Source organism: Streptomyces sp. 2-1, assembly GCF_048564895.1.
In the GTDB taxonomy this organism is placed as follows: domain Bacteria; phylum Actinomycetota; class Actinomycetes; order Streptomycetales; family Streptomycetaceae; genus Streptomyces; species Streptomyces phaeochromogenes.
Genome location: NZ_CP183383.1, coordinates 4,980,704 through 4,997,185, shown reverse-complemented (window position 1 = coordinate 4,997,185; position 16,482 = coordinate 4,980,704). Strand labels below are relative to the sequence as shown.

At 69.6% G+C, this 16,482-nt stretch carries 13 protein-coding genes; 8 read left to right on the top strand and 5 right to left on the bottom strand.

Annotated elements, in window-relative coordinates; translation table 11 throughout:
• Positions 1-111: 111 nt before the first annotated feature.
• From ACN20J_RS21985 to ACN20J_RS21965, 5 genes are all read left to right on the top strand, one after another.
• Entirely contained in the window at positions 112-411 is a 300-nt protein-coding gene (locus ACN20J_RS21985; RefSeq protein ID WP_189844923.1) for a glutaredoxin family protein, read from the top strand.
• 322 nt (positions 412-733) lie between these two features.
• The gene (locus tag ACN20J_RS21980; RefSeq protein WP_189844922.1) at positions 734-1,510 is read left to right on the top strand and encodes a redox-sensing transcriptional repressor Rex; all 777 of its coding nucleotides are present in this window, start codon (positions 734-736) and stop codon (positions 1,508-1,510) included.
• A complete protein-coding gene (locus ACN20J_RS21975) occupies positions 1,507-3,363 on the top strand; it encodes a glutamyl-tRNA reductase (RefSeq protein ID WP_419666589.1) in 1,857 nt (618 codons plus the stop codon). Before ACN20J_RS21980 ends, ACN20J_RS21975 begins: the two co-directional genes overlap by 4 nt.
• Complete coding sequence (hemC, locus tag ACN20J_RS21970) at positions 3,360-4,319, top strand: hydroxymethylbilane synthase (protein ID WP_419666588.1); 960 nt, start codon at positions 3,360-3,362, stop codon at positions 4,317-4,319. Before ACN20J_RS21975 ends, hemC begins: the two co-directional genes overlap by 4 nt.
• On the top strand, positions 4,316-6,001 hold the full coding sequence (locus ACN20J_RS21965; protein WP_189844919.1) for a uroporphyrinogen-III synthase: 1,686 nt from the start codon (positions 4,316-4,318) through the stop codon (positions 5,999-6,001). The genes hemC and ACN20J_RS21965 overlap by 4 nt, the downstream gene beginning before the upstream one ends.
• 236 nt (positions 6,002-6,237) lie before the next feature.
• Here the strand turns inward: ACN20J_RS21965 and ACN20J_RS21960 are convergent, their stop codons facing one another.
• On the bottom strand, positions 6,238-7,623 hold the full coding sequence (locus ACN20J_RS21960; RefSeq protein WP_419666587.1) for an FAD-binding oxidoreductase: 1,386 nt from the start codon (positions 7,621-7,623) through the stop codon (positions 6,238-6,240).
• A gap of 149 nt (positions 7,624-7,772) precedes the next feature.
• Between ACN20J_RS21960 and hemB the strand changes: the two genes are divergently transcribed.
• Entirely contained in the window at positions 7,773-8,765 is a 993-nt protein-coding gene (gene hemB, locus ACN20J_RS21955) for a porphobilinogen synthase (RefSeq protein ID WP_189844917.1), read from the top strand.
• A 10-nt stretch (positions 8,766-8,775) separates the two neighbouring features.
• On the opposite strand, the gene ACN20J_RS21950 is transcribed toward hemB, so the two are convergent.
• Positions 8,776-9,504 (bottom strand): DUF4232 domain-containing protein, encoded by a 729-nt coding sequence (locus ACN20J_RS21950; protein ID WP_189844916.1) that lies wholly within the window; start codon positions 9,502-9,504, stop codon positions 8,776-8,778.
• A gap of 215 nt (positions 9,505-9,719) precedes the next feature.
• Here ACN20J_RS21950 and ACN20J_RS21945 point away from each other — a divergent pair, with 215 nt between their 5' ends.
• Positions 9,720-11,123, top strand: coding sequence for a helix-turn-helix domain-containing protein (locus ACN20J_RS21945; protein WP_419666586.1), 1,404 nt, complete (start codon positions 9,720-9,722; stop codon positions 11,121-11,123).
• A 144-nt stretch (positions 11,124-11,267) separates the two neighbouring features.
• The gene (locus ACN20J_RS21940; protein ID WP_419666585.1) at positions 11,268-12,170 is read left to right on the top strand and encodes an SAM-dependent methyltransferase; all 903 of its coding nucleotides are present in this window, start codon (positions 11,268-11,270) and stop codon (positions 12,168-12,170) included.
• A gap of 43 nt (positions 12,171-12,213) precedes the next feature.
• Here ACN20J_RS21940 and ACN20J_RS21935 read toward each other — a convergent pair whose 3' ends face one another.
• The 3 genes from ACN20J_RS21935 to argS form a co-directional block, all read right to left on the bottom strand.
• Positions 12,214-13,011 carry a DUF4253 domain-containing protein gene (locus ACN20J_RS21935; RefSeq protein ID WP_419666584.1) on the bottom strand — a complete coding sequence of 266 codons (798 nt, stop codon included), beginning with the start codon at positions 13,009-13,011 and terminating at the stop codon, positions 12,214-12,216.
• Positions 13,012-13,056: 45 nt separating this feature from the next.
• On the bottom strand, positions 13,057-13,983 hold the full coding sequence (locus ACN20J_RS21930; RefSeq protein ID WP_361904778.1) for a phosphotransferase family protein: 927 nt from the start codon (positions 13,981-13,983) through the stop codon (positions 13,057-13,059).
• Between the two features lie 444 nt (positions 13,984-14,427).
• Positions 14,428-16,209 carry an arginine--tRNA ligase gene (gene argS, locus ACN20J_RS21925; RefSeq protein WP_419666583.1) on the bottom strand — a complete coding sequence of 594 codons (1,782 nt, stop codon included), beginning with the start codon at positions 16,207-16,209 and terminating at the stop codon, positions 14,428-14,430.
• Between the last annotated feature and the right edge of the window lie 273 nt (positions 16,210-16,482).

Here is a 16,482-nt window from a genome sequence, read left to right as displayed (position 1 = left end):
CTCTCCGCGACCGTGCCGTTAAAGAACTCATCTCTTCGGGATCGTTCTGGGGCGCTTCGCGGGGTGGTCGTGCTTCGGGTGGAGGGCCGGGCGAGCCCGCGCGGCGGGAGAATGGTTCGTATGAGCCCCATTTTTCGGCGTGGTGAGCGTCGTGCGGAGAAGAGCGTGTCGAGGGAGCGGCTGGTCACGCTGATCGGGAAGCCCGACTGTCATTTGTGCGAAGACGCACAGGAAGTCGTGGAGAAGGTCTGTGGTGATCTCGGTGTCCGCTGGGAGAAGAAGGACATCACCCAGGACGCGGAACTGCACCGCGAGTACTGGGAACAGATCCCGGTGGTGCTGGTGGACGGGGCCCAGCACACGTTCTGGCGGGTCGACGAGGAGCGGCTGCGAAGGGCGCTCAAGGCGTAGCCAATGGGGCGGAGTAATGGAACCGTGGCCTGACCGAGGCGTCCAAGTGGGCCGGAAAGTCACTTAGGATCGAGGGCGGTTCGGACTCGGGGGCGGGGATCGTAGAGGAGAGTGTGCGGTTTTGCCCCCAACATGTGAGGAACGAAGGTGCCTGTGCGCCGGTTCCGTACGGGTGCGCCGGGGGTGCGTGACCCCGGTCACGTTGGCCGGGCAAATCGGACACCATCTTTGTGCACGCGTTCACAAAGACATAGCCTGCATTCGACGGGGCGGTCTAGGTACGTGCGACCGCCTGCAGCCCCGCGCTACCCGCAGGAGCACCGTGGCAACTGGCCGAACTCACCGACCGGCGACCCGCAGCCGAGGGATTCCCGAGGCCACCGTCGCCAGGCTTCCGCTGTACCTCCGAGCCCTCACCGCTCTGTCGGAGCGCTCGGTACCCACGGTCTCCTCCGAGGAGCTCGCGGCCGCGGCGGGGGTCAACTCCGCCAAGCTGCGCAAGGACTTCTCGTACCTCGGGTCGTACGGGACGCGCGGTGTGGGCTACGACGTCGAGTACCTCGTCTACCAGATCTCCCGCGAGCTCGGTCTCACCCAGGACTGGCCGGTCGTGATCGTCGGTATCGGTAACCTCGGCGCGGCCCTGGCCAACTACGGCGGGTTCGCCTCGCGCGGGTTCCGTGTCGCGGCGCTGATCGACGCCGATCCCGAGATGGCGGGCAAGCCCGTCGCCGGGATCCCCGTGCAGCACACCGACGAGCTGGAAAAGATCATCGACGACAACGGTGTGTCGATCGGTGTCATCGCCACCCCCGCCGGTGCCGCCCAGCAGGTCTGCGACCGGCTCGTGGCCGCCGGTGTGACCTCCATCCTGAACTTCGCGCCGACCGTGCTGACCGTCCCCGACGGTGTCGACGTACGCAAGGTCGATCTCTCCATCGAGCTGCAGATCCTCGCCTTCCACGAGCAGCGCAAGGCCGGCGAGGAGGCCGAGGCGCAGGCCGGGGCCGCCATGGAGGCGGAGGCCGAGGCGGCCGCCGCGGCCAAGGAGGCCGGGAAAGGGCCCGACGGGGATGTCCCCGCCGTGATGCCGGCATGAGTCTTCTTGTCGTCGGACTGAGCCACCGCAGCGCTCCGGTCAGCGTCCTGGAACGGGCCGCGCTGTCCGCGGACGCCCAGATCAAGCTGCTCCAGGACACGGTCGCCGCCGAGCCGGCCGCCGAGGCCGCGGTGCTCGCCACCTGCAACCGGATCGAGCTCTACGCCGACGTGGACAAGTTCCACGCGGGCGTCGCCGAGCTCTCCACGCTGCTCGCGCAGCACAGCGGTGTCGGTCTCGAAGAGCTCACCCCTTATCTGTACGTGCACTACGAGGACCGGGCCGTCCACCACTTCTTCTCGGTGGCCTGCGGGCTCGACTCCATGGTCGTCGGCGAGGGGCAGATCCTCGGCCAGATCAAGGACGCCCTCGCCACCGCGCAGGAACTGCACACGGCCGGGCGGCTGCTGAACGACCTCTTCCAGCAGGCGCTGCGGGTCGGCAAGCGCGCCCACTCCGAGACCGGCATCGACCGGGCCGGGCAGTCCCTGGTGACCTTCGGCCTGGAGCAGCTGTCGTCCGGCGCCCCGGCCGACGCCTGGCTCAAGGGCAAGCGGGCCCTCGTGATCGGCGCGGGCTCCATGTCCTCGCTCGCCGCGGCGACGCTCGCGCGGGCCGGGGTGGCCGAGCTGGTCGTCGCCAACCGGACGTTCGACCGGGCGGAGCGCCTCGCGGCCCTGCTCGCCGAGCAGTACGGACAGCGCCCGGCGGAACCGGACGACGTGGACGTGCTGGCCCGCGCGGTACCGATGGAGTCGGTGCCGGACGAGCTGACACGTGCCGATGTCGTCGTGTCCTGCACCGGCGCGACCGGGCTCGTACTGACTGCGGACCTCGTGGCCGAGGCCGTCGAGGGGCGCACGGGTGCGCCCGCCGTGGAGCGTGCCGCCGACTCCGGCTCCGACTCCGACTCCGACTCCGTACGGTCTGGGCTTCCGCCCACCAGCGTCGGTAGCGAGGACGGCTGTCCGCTCGATCTGTCCGCCGTGCAGGGTTCCGCCGCGCAAGGTTCCGCGGTGCAGGGGTCCGCTGTGCAGGGGGCCAGCGGCTTCTCCGTCATGGGGGAGGCTGCCGTGGCCGGTATGGACGCGGCCACCCTGGAACAGCACGCCGCCTGGGTGGACAACGGGACCGTCGACCGTCGCGAGGGTCGTCGTACGCCCGAGATCGACACCGACGCCGTCGCCGCCCTCGCCGCCGCCGCGGCCACCCTCGGGCGGGTGCCCGAGCGGCGTCGGCCCGAGCCCGTCGCCGAGGTGCCCCGGCCCCTCCCCGTACTCTCCCTGCTCGACCTCGCCATGCCCCGCGACATCGACGCGGCCGTGCACCGGCTGCTCGGGGTGCGGCTGGTGGACATCGAGTCCCTCGCCGAGGCCTCCGCGGACGCCCCCATGGCCGCCGACGTCGACCAGGTGCGACGAATTGTCTCCGACGAGGTCGCCGCCTTCGACGCCGCTCAGCGGGCCGCGCACATCACGCCCACCGTCGTGGCGCTGCGCGCCATGGCCGCCGATGTCGTGGCGAGCGAGATCGCCCGGCTCGACGGCCGGCTGCCCGGCCTCGACGACAAGCAGCGCGGCGAGATCACCCAGACCGTGCGACGCGTCGTGGACAAGCTCCTGCACGCGCCGACCGTACGGGTCAAGCAACTGGCCGCCGAGCCCGGCGGTGCCGGGTACGCGGACGCGCTGCGGACCCTGTTCGACCTGGATGCCGAGACGGTCGCCGCCGTCTCCCGGGCCGATGACGACAGCCGGGATCACAACAGCGCCGCTCTTGGCGGTCTGGACTTCGGCCGCGAGAACTTTGACAGCAACAATTTCGAGAGCGCCGAGAACCGAGGGCGAGCATGAATGGGCAAGCACTGAGACTGGGGACCAGGCGGAGCAAACTCGCCATGGCCCAGTCCCGGCAGGTGGCGGATGCCGTGAGCCAGGTGACAGGGCGATCCGTCGAGCTTGTGGAGATCACGACCTACGGGGACACGTCCCGCGAGCACCTCGCGCAGATCGGCGGTACGGGGGTCTTCGTGACCGCCCTGCGCGACGCGCTCCTGAGCGGTGAGGTCGACTTCGCCGTCCACTCCCTCAAGGACCTGCCGACCGAGCAGCCCGACGATCTCGTGCTGGCCGCGGTGCCGGTGCGCGAGGACCCGCGCGATGTACTGATCGCCCGCGACGGGCGCACCTTCGCGCAGCTCCCCGACGGGGCACGGCTCGGAACCGGCTCGCCGCGTCGCATGGCCCAGCTGAACGCGTACGCGCGGGAGCATGGGATCTCGATAGAGACCGTGCCGATCCGTGGGAACGTCGACACTCGGATCGGGTACGTGCGCAGTGGCGAGCTGGATGGTGTGGTGCTCGCTGCGGCTGGAATGAAGCGGATCGGACGGATTGAGGAAGTCACCGACTTCCTGCCCGTCGACACAATTTTGCCCGCCCCCGGACAGGGGGCCCTCGCGATCGAGTGTGCCGCGGACAACGCGGACCTCGTCGCTGCGCTCGGCGAGCTCGACGACCCGTTCACCCGGGCCGCCGTGACCGCCGAGCGGTCCCTGCTCGCCGCCCTGGAGGCCGGCTGCAGTGCACCTGTGGGTGCGCTCGCCGACCTTCTGGCCGACGGGCAGATTGTCAAGGAAATGCGCCTGCGCGGCGTCGTCGGCACGACCGACGGCTCGACGCTGGTGCAGTTGTCCACCACCGGTCCCGTGCCCGAGACACATGACCAAGCAATGGCGCTCGGCCGTGAACTCGCCGCCGAGATGCTTGCCAAGGGCGCGGCCGGTCTGATGGGGGAGCGAGCACATTGAGCCCCACCACCCTTCCCGCCGGCCTCGAACACGGGCACGTCACCTTTCTCGGTGCCGGACCCGGGGATCCGGGACTGCTGACTCTGCGCGCCGTCGAGGCGCTGGCGAACGCGGATGTCCTGGTCGCCGAACCCGAAGTGATCGACGTCGTCCGCACGCACGCCAGACGAAACGTCACCGTGCTCGACACCGATTCGGGCCCGAGCCCGGACACGCCTCAGCTAACGGTAGTTGACGGCGCGTCAACCACCTCTGGCGTCCCCGCGTCGAAGGACGCGGCCAATATTGTCATGGAGGCCGCGAGGGGTGGCAGGCGGGTCGTCCGTGCCGTCTCCGGCGACCCCGGACTTGATGCCTATGCCGCCGAGGAGATGCTCGCCTGCGCTGCCGCGGGTGTGCCCTTCGAGGTCGTTCCCGGTGTCGCCGCCGCCGTCGGTGTGCCTGCTTACGCGGGTGTGCCGTTGCGGGACGCGCAGGGGGCGGACGTGCGGTTCGTGGACGCCCGTACCGCGTCCGGGCGTTGCTGGACGGAGGTCGGGGCGTCCGACGGGACCGTTGTCGTCTCGGCGACCCTTGATTCTGTCGGTGCCGCTGCGGGGGAGCTTGTCGCCTCCGGGCGTAAGCCCGATACGCCCATGACTGTGACTGTTGCTGGGACCACTACGCGTCAGCGGACCTGGGCCGCGACGCTCGGGACCATCGCGCAGACGCTCAAGCAGGCCAAGGTGCTGCCCTCGCCCGATGGCGGGCGGCCGGTGATAGCCGTGGTCGGTGAGCGTTCCGCCGCCGCCCAGCGTGACCAGTTGTCGTGGTTCGAGTCCAAGCCGCTGTTCGGCTGGAAGGTGCTCGTGCCGCGTACCAAGGAGCAGGCGGCTTCGCTCTCCGACCAGCTGCGGTCGTACGGGGCCGTGCCGCACGAGGTGCCGACGATCGCCGTCGAGCCGCCGCGGACGCCTCAGCAGATGGAGCGGGCCGTGAAGGGGCTCGTGACCGGGCGGTACGAGTGGATCGCCTTCACTTCGGTGAACGCGGTCAAGGCCGTGCGGGAGAAGTTCGAGGAGTACGGGCTCGATGCGCGTGCTTTTGCGGGGATCAAGGTTGCTGCTGTGGGGGAGCAGACCGCCAAGGCGTTGGTTGCCTTTGGTGTGAAGCCTGATCTGGTGCCGAGTGGGGAGCAGTCGGCTGCTGGGCTTTTGGAGGACTGGCCCCCTTACGATCCCGTTTTTGATCCGATCGATCGGGTGTTTCTGCCTCGGGCCGATATTGCCACGGAGACGTTGGTGGCTGGGCTCATTGAGTTGGGGTGGGAGGTTGATGACGTTACGGCCTATCGGACCGTGCGTGCTTCGCCTCCGCCTGCGGAGACTCGGGAGGCCATCAAGGGTGGGGGGTTCGACGCTGTTCTTTTCACGTCGTCCTCGACCGTGCGGAATCTGGTCGGTATCGCCGGGAAGCCTCACAACGTGACCGTCATTGCCTGTATCGGGCCTGCCACGGCCAAGACCGCCGAGGAGCATGGGCTGCGGGTCGATGTCATGGCTCCGGAGCCGTCCGTGCATCGGTTGGCCGAGGCGTTGGCTGACTTCGGGTTGCGGCGGCGGGCTGCGGCTCTTGAGGCCGGGGATCCTGTTACTCGGCCCAGTGAGCGGCGGCCTGGGTCTCGGCGTCGGCGTACCACGTAGCGGCTCGTTTGGAGCGGCGCGTTTGGTTGGTTTTTGGTCCGCGGTTCGTTCTTGGGGCCGCGGGCCGTGCCGGTACGTCGAGTCCGCCGCGTGCCGGGTGTACGGCTGTGGGTTTTTAGGGTTCCGTTTTTTGGAGGAGCTCTATGCGGCGGACTTTCGACGTACCGGCACGGCCCGCTCCTTTGCGTCGTCGGGTGCGGCCTGCGGGTGCGGCCTGCGGGGTGGTGTCGGTTTGGTTATGCCGCCGGGGGCACTGTGTGGCCGTAGCGGAGCAGGTTGGACGGGTCGTGGGTGGCCTTGGTTTTTTGGAGGTGTTCGTAGGCCTCTGGGGTCCAGGCTCTGGCTCTGTCTGCTGCTGTGCCGGGGGTGCCGTGGATGTTGACCATGGTGAGGCCTGTGCCGTAGGGGGTCATGGCCTGTTGTAGGGCTTTTGTGGCTTGTTCTACTGCTTTTGCGGTTTCTGGGTCGGGGAGGATTGCCACCGATTCCAGGAAGTACGTGGCGTCGCGGGCGCAGACCGTGTCCTGTACGGGGGCCGGGCGGGACAGTGCGCCGCCCATGTGGCGCAGTTCGACCAGGAGTAGGGGGCAGTCCCTGGCTGTCGGGCCTACCTCGTTGAGGAACGTATCGATGGCCTCGGGGGTGAGGTCGTTGAGCAGGGCGCACGATTCTCTTGCGGGCAGAGGGTCCTCGGGTTCCGCGTAGATCTGGTCCACGGCTGTGTAGTCCATGGGGGCGATCGTGTCGATCACTGCGGGGGCCGCCTCGCGGATGGGGGTCAGGAGGCGTTCGCCCTCTGTCGGGTCGCCTGTCCAGGCAACCGCTATCCGGGACCAGAAGCCGCCGCGCAGGGGTTCCGGGATCTGGGGGAGCGGGGGGAGGCGGAGCAGGCTGAATGCCGTGCACATCTCCTCGGGGAGTGTGGGTGTCCAGCTCGCGTAGGCGTTGAGGACGGCCTCCGCGTCCGTGCCCGCGTAGTAGATCGCGCCGCCGAGGATGCGGGTGAGTGGGATCAGCTCGGTGACGAGGGACGTCACGACGCCGACGTTGCCCTTGCCGCCGCGCAGGGCCCGGAACAGGTCGGGCTCGTGGGTCGCGTCCGTTTCGTGCAGGACTCCGTCCGGGGTCACCACCTGGAAGGAGCGGACCAGGTCGGACGCGTAACCGTAGGTCCGGCCCAGGACCGGCAGGCCGCCGCCCAGCGTGTATCCGATCACGCCCACGTCGGTCGAGGAGCCATTCAGCGCGGCCAGGCCGTGGGGCGCGGCCGCCTCCAGGACGTCTCGCCATTTCGCTCCCGCGGAGACCGTGGCGGTGCGTTCGGCCGGGTCTATCCGTACGTCGGTCATGCGGCTGGTGTTGATCAGCAGGCCGTCGACGATCGGGAAGTTCGCTCCGTGGCCCGTCGCCTGGACCGAGACGGGGGTGCCTGTCGCCGTCGCCCAGCGGAGTGCCGCGACGATGTCGTCCGTTCCCGTTGCACCGATCACGATGTCCGGCGTGTGGCGTGGCGACAGGTTGAAGCCTGTGACCTCTGTCATGTACGCCTCGTCGTCGGGTCTCAGGACCGGGCCTCGGATCTCCGAGAGGGCGAACAGGTTGGGGGTGTGCGCGGTTGTCATCGCGTCCTCCTGCCCAGAGAGGCCGTCGGGGTCCTTCCACCAGCTTGCGCCCGCGGCGTCACAGGCGCATGTGGGGCGGGGGCGGAGGGGGCGGTGGCGCCGACTGGGCGTCGGCAAAGGGAGGCGTGGGGCGGGCGTAGCGTTGGTCCATGACTACGTACGGATCCTTTCCGGGCAGTCGGCCTCGGCGGCTGCGGACCACCCCCGTGATGCGGCGCATGGTCGCCGAGACCCGGCTGCATCCCGCCGATTTCATCCTTCCCGCGTTCGTACGGGAGGGAGTGGCCGAACCCGTGCCCATCGCGGCGATGCCCGGCGTCGTGCAGCACACCCGGGACAGTCTGAAGAAGGCCGCCGCCGAGGCCGTGGCGGCGGGGGTCTCCGGGATCATGCTGTTCGGTGTTCCGGAGGAGTCCAAGAAGGACGCCGTGGGGACGGCTGGGACCGATCCTGACGGGATTCTGCAGGTCGCCCTTCGGGATGTGCGGGCCGAGGTCGGCGACGAGCTGTTGGTCATGTCCGATCTGTGTCTCGATGAGACCACTGACCATGGGCATTGCGGGGTGTTGGATGGTCAGGGGCGCGTTGACAATGACGCGACCCTGGAGCGGTACGCCGAGATGGCTCAGGTGCAGGCCGATGCCGGGGCCCATGTGGTGGGCCCCAGCGGGATGATGGACGGCCAGATCGGCGTCGTGCGTGATGCTCTTGACCAGATCGGGCGCGAGGACGTGGCGATCCTGGCCTACACCGTCAAGTACTCCTCCGCCTTCTTCGGGCCCTTCCGGGAAGCCGTCGGCTCGTCGCTGAGGGGCGACCGGAAGACCTATCAGCAGGATCCCGCCAATGCGCGTGAGTCCCTGCGGGAGCTGGCCCTCGACCTGGAGGAGGGGGCCGACATGGTGATGGTGAAGCCGGCCGGGCCCTACCTCGACATCGTCGCTCGGGTCGCGGATGCGGTGCATGTGCCTGTCGTGGCCTACCAGATCTCCGGTGAGTACTCGATGGTCGAAGCCGCCGCCGAGAAGGGGTGGATCGACCGGGATCAGGCGATCCTCGAGACGCTCACCGGGATCAAGCGGGCCGGCGCCCAGAACATCCTCACGTACTGGGCGACCGAGGTGGCGCAGAAGCTGCGCTGAGCCCGCCTGCTTACCAGGTGAGGGCGTCCGCCATCGTCTGCTGCCAGTACGTGACGGAGATCGAGTCGTCCACGTACACGCCCTTGGCGGGCAGCGACGGCTTGGCCGCGGCTCCCGCGTCCTTGTTCAGGTAGACCTCGAGCGACTTCGCCGTGTAGCCGTTGGAGCCGCTGCCGTCCGCCGCCGAGAGGAGCACGCCCGCGTAGCCCGACTCGCCCGGGGCCAGCGTGAGCACCGCCTGCGGCTTGGAGTCCTCGAAGACCGGCGGGACCGACTGCGCCTCGCCGAAGCGGACGGCCGGGTAGCCGATCACGTTGCAGTTCTTCGAGCCGGTGTTGGTGACGGTGAGGAGAACGTGGTTCAGGGGGCGCGAGACCACCGTGGCCGCCATGCGGGTGTTGGCGGTGGTGCAGGAAGTGCGGGTGGGGCCGGAGTCCTGCGAGCCCGATGAGCCCGCCGAGTCCGATGAGCCCGTCGAGCCCGACGAGTTCTGCGCGCCCTTGCCGTCCTTGGGCTTGGAGTTCGAGTCCGACGAGGACGCCGCCTGTCCCGCGCCCGTGGTCGTCTCCTTGTTCTTCTGCGACTCGGACGTCGGCGTGGACGACGGCTGGGACGTGGTGCCCGCCGATGCGCCCTCGTCGCGTACGCCCTCTCCGTTGTTGCAGGCCGTCAGTGTCAGCGTGGCGACGGCGAGCGCTGCGGCGGCGAGAACACGGGTGCGGGTGGTGCGAGCGGACATGATTGATCCCCCTGATGCGGTACGGGCCTTGGCGCAGGCCGCTCGACCGAGTGACGGGAGCGGCGTGCTTGGATGGCCCAAGCTTGTGCGGCGTCCTGTCCCGGCCGCCACACCTGCCGGGGTTTCCGGGACGCTGGAACGCCCGTAATGGCTCTGACCTGGGGGAACGACCTTCCCCTGGAACGTGGATCCGGGACGTGGGAGAGGGAGGAACGGTGGCGGGGGACGAGTTCTCGGAGCTCTTGGGACAGTTGAAGGAGCGGTCCGGGCTCAGTTACGGGGTGCTCGGGAAGCGGCTTCACACGAGTACGTCCACGCTTCACCGGTACGTCAACGGGGATGCCGTGCCGACGGACTACGCGCCCGTGGAGCGGTTCGCCCGCGCCTGCAAGGCCTCTCCCGAGGAACTGGTGGAGCTGCATCGGCGGTGGGTTCTCGCCGATGCGCGGCGGGGGCAGAGGGCGGGAGAGGGAGCTGGCGGGTCCGTTTCGGCTGCCGGTTCGGATTTGGCTGCGTCCGCTGCGACTGCTGCGTCCGCTGAGTCCGTTGCGTCCGCTTCGGGCTCGCCCGTTGGTTCGGACTCGGCCGTTGGTTCGGAGTCGGCTGCTGGCTCGGAGTCGGCTGGGGATGCGGGTGTCGGGGGCGATGTCCTTGGCTCAGGGCCCGGGGCAGAGCTTGAAGGGGCGCCGGGCGCGACCGCCACGCGTCGGCGGCGTACCGTCCTGCTCGCCGGGGCTGCCGTGGCCGCCGCGGTCGTGTCGGCCGCCCTCGTGGTGAATCTCGTGCCGGGCAAGGGCGACGACGGTGAGGGCAGGAAGCAGGCACTGGGGGCCGCCGCCGAGACCGTCGACGACAGTCCCGGGGCCAGTGCGTCCGGTGACGCGAGGGGGAAGTCTCCCTCGCCGTCCGCTTCGCGCAGTGGTACTCCGACGGCGTCCTCCTCCGCCTCCCGGAGCGCCGGGGCGGGGGCCGGGGCCGCGCAGGACTCCGGGGTCGAGGAGAGTGCCTCCGCGCCCACCGTCGCCGTCAATCCGTACAAGTGGGAGAGTCCGTGCAGTCAGCACTACCTCGTCGACCGGAAGCCCGAGCAGGTGCCTCCGCCGCCGAGTGAGTCGGACGCGCGCGGGTGGGTCAGCGCGCTCGGCGGGGTCGCGGCCGGGCAGCAGATGCTCGCGCTGACCGTGCAGGGCACCGGGAAGGCCACCGTCGTCCTGGAGTCGCTGCAGGTACGGGTGGTGGAGAAGAGCGCGCCGCTCGCCTGGAACGACTTCGAGATGGGCGTCGGGTGCGGTGGCGGGGTGGAGACCACGTCGTTCGCCGTGAATCTGGACGCGGGACGGCCCGCGACCTCGCCCAAGGCCGGGCAGCGCGACTTCCCGTACAAGGTGAGCGAGTCCGACCCCGAGGTCTTCTACATCTTCGCGGACGCCCGGGCGCACAACGTGAGCTGGTACCTGGAGCTCGACTGGTCCAGCGGGACCAAGCAGGGCACCGTGCGCGTCGACAACAAGGGGCAGCCCTTCCGGACCAGCGGGAACGTGGGGCGGCCCGCGTACAACTACCCGCTCGGTGACTCCGAATGGGGGCGGAACGAGTACGAGCCCGATATTCCGGGCTGAGTGTCTCTCCGTTGCCGGCCGTGCGGTCGGCAGTACCGGCGGATGTGGTTCGCACAGCTGATCTGCCGGTCGGGGCACCATCAAGTCACCCCGAGAGTTAGGTTGTTGCTCGCTCGATGACGCGACTCTCCAGGGAGAGGCCCTATGCCCGGTGATGCTCTCAGCCAGGACCCCGCGGAGCTGAGAAGGAGGATCGACACCACCAGGGCACACCCGGCACGTGTCTATGACGTCTTCCTCGGGGGCAAGGACAACTACGAGGTCGACCGGGCCGCTGCCGCCGCCGCGCTCACGGCCAACCCGCGCGGCTACCTGGACGTCCGGCACAACCGCGACTTCCTGCGCCGGGCCGTGAACACGCTGACGGGCGAAGAGGGCATCCGGCAGTACCTGGACATCGGCACGGGGTTGCCGACGCAGGAGAACGTCCACCAGATCGCCCAGCGCCTCGCCCCCGGCTCCCGGGTCGTGTACGTCGACAACGACCCGGTCGTCCTCGCCCATGCGCGTGCCCTGCTCACCAGCGGGCCCGAGGGCCGGACCGACTACATCGACGCCGACCTGGAGAACCCCGCCCAGATCCTCGAAGCGGCCGCGAAGACCCTCGACTTCGACCGGCCGGTCGCCCTCGCGCTCGTGGCGATCCTGCACTTCGTCGAGGACGACAAGGCCTACCCGATCGTGCGCGAGCTGATCGACGCCCTGCCCTCGGGCAGCCGGCTCGTCCTCAGCCATCTCACCGAGGACCTCAACCCCGAGAACATCCGCGCGGTCCAGCGGACGTACACCGAGCGCGGGTTCACGTTCGTGCTGCGCTCGAAGGTGGAGGTCGAGCGGTTCCTCACCGAGAACGGCCTGGAGGTCGACGAGCCCGGCGTGGTCCCCGCCCACCACTGGCGGCCCGACAACGCGGCGCCCGTCCCCGAGCAGCCCGAGCCCGGCTACTTCGAGGGCCTCGACGACATCGAGAAGGTCAGGTACCGCGACATCAACGACGTGACGGACGCGGACATCAACGTGTACGCGGTCACCGGCCGCAAGCCCTGAGCCCGGAGGCCCGCTCCGAGTTACGGGCCGCCCGCGGTCCCGCTCAGTCCCAGCAGAACGTCCAGGAGCGTGCGTCGAGCACCTCGTGCTCGGCGTACGCCCGCAGGGAGCTGTGGTCGCTCTGCTCGATGTTGTCCGGGCAGAACGCGTAGTGCTCGGCGGCGACCGCCTCCGCCTCGGCCCGGGTCCGGGGCGGGGCGGCGACCGAGACCACCAGCTGGTCGTAGGTCATCGCCACGATCCGTATCCCGAAGCGGTCCTCCCAGGAGCGCAGGACCGCGCACAGCGGCGCCACGTCCTCCATGTGGTTGACCGGGCCGCACCAGCCGACGGCCGCCGGGATGTCCGCGCTGCGGCGGGCCGGTACGAGGGCGATGTGCGCCCGCTCCAGCCAACTCCCGCCGCCGGTCAGGGAGTCGGCGACCTCGGCCGCCCGCTCGTCCGGGTCGGCGTCCGGCGGGCCCGCCGCGGCGAGGCCCGGCCAGTCGGCGTCCTCCGCCTCGGCCGCGTAGTCCTCCCAGAGGTCCGCGAGGACCTCCTCCGCGTCGTGGTCGCCCGGATACGACGCGAGGTCGGGGTCCAACTCCCACTTGTCCGGGTGGGGTTCGCTGTCCGCGTCCGCGCCGAGCAGCACCGGATGCAGGCCCGCCGTGCGCCGCGCGGACGCCAGGCGCAGCCAGTCGCCCGGCGACGCCGGGGCGTCCGCCCGCCACAGCAGCGGTTCGTCCCAGGGGCCTTCGACCGTCGTGTCGAGCAGCGTCCCGGGCGGGAGGTCGAGACCGAGCGAGCGGCCGGTCGGGTCGGCCGCCAGCGTCGGCAGCTGGTTCGGAAGAGTCGCCATGCAGGTGACTTTAGGGCCCGGCACTGACAACGCCGCCGGGGGCCGTCAGCCGGTGCCGAACCAGGTTTCCGCGAGCGCGTCCAGCGTCGGCTCCGGCGGCTTGGGCAGCATGCTCATATAGCCGGGGAGGTTGCTGTAGACGTGCAGCAGCGTGTACGCCATGAGCGTGTGCGGGTCGATCGGCGGGCACCCGTAGGCCTCGTAGAACCGCTTCAGCAGCCGAGGGTCCCCGCAGGAGATGAACAGCCCGACGCTCACGAAGTCGTACGCCGGATCGCCGATCATCGCCGGCTCGAAGTCGAACAGGCCCGTCAGGCGCCAGCCGTCCGGGTCCACGGTCAGATGCTGGCGCATGAACTCCGTGTGCAGCAGTACGCGCCGTGCCGGAGGGGCGAGCGGCACCGAGCTCAGGAACCACGGGATCTGCTCCAGCCAGGCGTTCGACAGGCCGACCTCGCGCTGCTGGTCCACCGCGTTCGCCCGCTGTGAGTCGACGAACAGGCCCCAGTCGGAGGGGCCGACGGAGCTCGCGAGCGGCGCCGGGTTCAGCGCGTGCAGCGCCGCGAGGGTCTCGCCGGCCTCCGTGACGATACGGTCCTGCTCCGCGGCCGGAATCCGCGGCCACGCGTCGGCGAGGCTCTCGCCGGGCAGCCGGGACATCAGGACGAACGACCAGCCGTTCTTGTACGCCCCCGCCGAGTACACCTGCGGTGTCGGAACCGGCAGTCTGCCGTACACATGGCTCAGTACCCGCTCCTCGCGCCTGGCGTCGATCTCCTCGAAGGCGGGGAACAGCTTGACGACGTGCGCGGCACCGACGGAGTACACCGGAAGCGAACCCTCGATGAAGCGGATCAGCGGCTTCACGGTCACCCCGAGGCGCTCGCACAGGTCCATGACGGCGGGCCGCAACAGGGCCTCGTCGCGGACCATGTCGTCGAGCTCCTCGCCGGTCTCAACGAGTGGCAGCACGGGTCAACACCATCCAGACGGCCGGGGTGACGGAGAAGGGCAGTGCAGTGCTCATTGGGCTCCCAGTGCGGTCCAACAGGGCTCTGGATTCCCCGGAGTTGGGGGGTTTGCGCCCCGCAGCATCGCATACTCCGGGGTGCGCCGGAGCACCTCAACCTTTGGCCTTCACTCGTACGGATTGCCAGGTCAGGGCGGGGAGGGGCCACTGGCATATGCGGGCCTCCGTCGCCGCACGGGTCACCTCTATCGCGTGAGTCCGGCTGTTGTGTGCGCCTTCAACTTCCTTCACCCGAACGGGGGAAGCGGCCGGGCCGGTTGTCGTATGTGCCGAGACCCGGGCGCGGCCCGTGGTGAGGGGCCGCGCCCGGGTCTCGGGCGGCGGATGCCGGCGGTGGCGGTGGCGGTTGCGGTGGCGCTCGGAGGTCGCCCTCGTCCTCGTCCTCGTCAGAGGCGGTCGGGCGTCCTGATGCCGAGCAGGGCCATGCCCTGGTGGAGCGTGCGGGCCGTCAGGTCGACGAGGAACAGCCTGTTCTCGACGACCTCCTTCGGGTTCGCGTCGCTCAGCACCTGGCACTGGTCGTAGAACGTCGTCAGGTGCGACGCCAGCTGGTACAGGTACGAGGCCAGCTTGTGCGGCTCGTACCCCGACGCCACGTCCAGGAGCAGCTCGCCGAACTGGTCCAGGTGCAGCCCCAGCGCACGCTCCGCCGGGGCCAGTTCGAGCTCCGGGTGGGCCAGCGGACGCGCGTCCCCGGCCTTGCGGAGGATCGACTGGATACGGGCGTACGCGTACTGGAGGTACACGCTCGTGTCGCCGTTCAGCGACACCATCTGGTCCAGGTCGAACTTGTAGTCCCGGACGGCCGACGTGGACAGGTCCGCGTACTTCACGGCGCCGATCCCGACGTACCGGCCGTTCTCGACGATCTCGTCCTCGGTCAGGCCGATCTTCACGGCCTTCTCGCGGACCACCGCCGTGGCACGGTCGATCGCCTCGTCGAGCAGGTCGACCAGCCGGATCGTCTCGCCCTCACGGGTCTTGAACGGCTTGCCGTCCTTGCCGAGCACCGTGCCGAACGCCAGCTGCTCCGCCTTCGCGTCGCCGTTCAGCCAGCCCGCCCTGCGCGCCGTCTCGAAGACCATCTTGAAGTGCAGGGACTGCCGGGCGTCGACCACGTAGATCAGGTTGTCCGCCTTCAGGTTGAAGACGCGGTCCCTGATCGCCGAGAGGTCCGTCGCCGCGTAGCCGTAGCCGCCGTCCGACTTCTTCACGATCAGCGGGACCGGGTTGCCGTCCGGGCCCTTGACGTCCTCGAAGAACACGCAGAGCGCGCCCTCGGACCACACCGCCACGCCGGCCTCTTCGAGGAGGCGGCACGTCTCGTCCAGCATGTCGTTGTAGCCCGACTCGCCGACGATGTCCGCGTCCTGGATCTCCATGTCCAGCTTCTCGAAGACCGAGAAGAAGTAGATCTTCGACTCGTCCACGAACCGCTGCCAGGTGGCCAGGGTGTGCGGATCGCCCGCCTGGAGGTCGACCACCCTGCGCCGGGCCCGCGTCTTGAACTCCTCGTCGGAGTCGAAGTGCGTGCGGGCGGCCTTGTAGAGGCGGTTGAGGTTCGACATCGCCTCCTCGCCCGTCACGGCGCCGTCCTCGGCGGCCGCGTGGTCCAGCTCGTGCGGGTGCTCGTCCAGGTACTGGATGAGCATGCCGAACTGGGTGCCCCAGTCGCCGATGTGGTGCCGCCTGACGACGGTCTCGCCGACGAACTCCAGGATCTGGACGACCGCGTCGCCGATCACCGCGGAGCGGAGGTGGCCTACGTGCATCTCCTTCGCCACGTTCGGCTGGGCGTAGTCGATGACCGTCGTGCCCGGGTTCTCCAGGAACGGGACGCCGAGGCGGTCCGCCGGGTCCGTGGCGCGGGCCGCGAGGGTCTCCGTGATCGCCCGGTCCGTGATCGTGATGTTCAGGAAGCCGGGGCCCGAGACCTCGATGTCCTTGATCACGTCACCCTTGGCGATCCGGTCGACCACCTGGGTCGCCAGGTCCCTGGGGTTGGCCTTCGCCTTCTTCGCCAGGGCGAGGATTCCGTTGGCCTGGAAGTCCGCCCTGTCGCTGCGTCGCAGCAGCGGGTCCGCGGGCGCGGTCTCCGGCAGGGCTGCCGTGAGCGCGTCCGCCAGGCGCTGGTGGACGTGGGCGGTGAGGGACGTGACCGAGGCCATGGGGTGGGAGCCGTTCTCCTCGTGGGTACGGGTGGATCCGTCCAGTATCCCATGGGGGTAAAGCGAGTTTCCGCCCCCGCCGCCCCTACCCATTCCCATCCCTGACTCAGGGGCTCCGCCCCCGAACCCCCGCTCCTCAAACGCCGGAGAGGCTGGGGGGATGGGGGCTGGCGTGGGTGGGTGGGTTGACCGGGGTGGGTGGGCAATCGGCCTGAACGGCCTCGTCCTCAAACGCCGGACGGGCTGAGATGCGCCTGGGCCGGGCCATAGAAG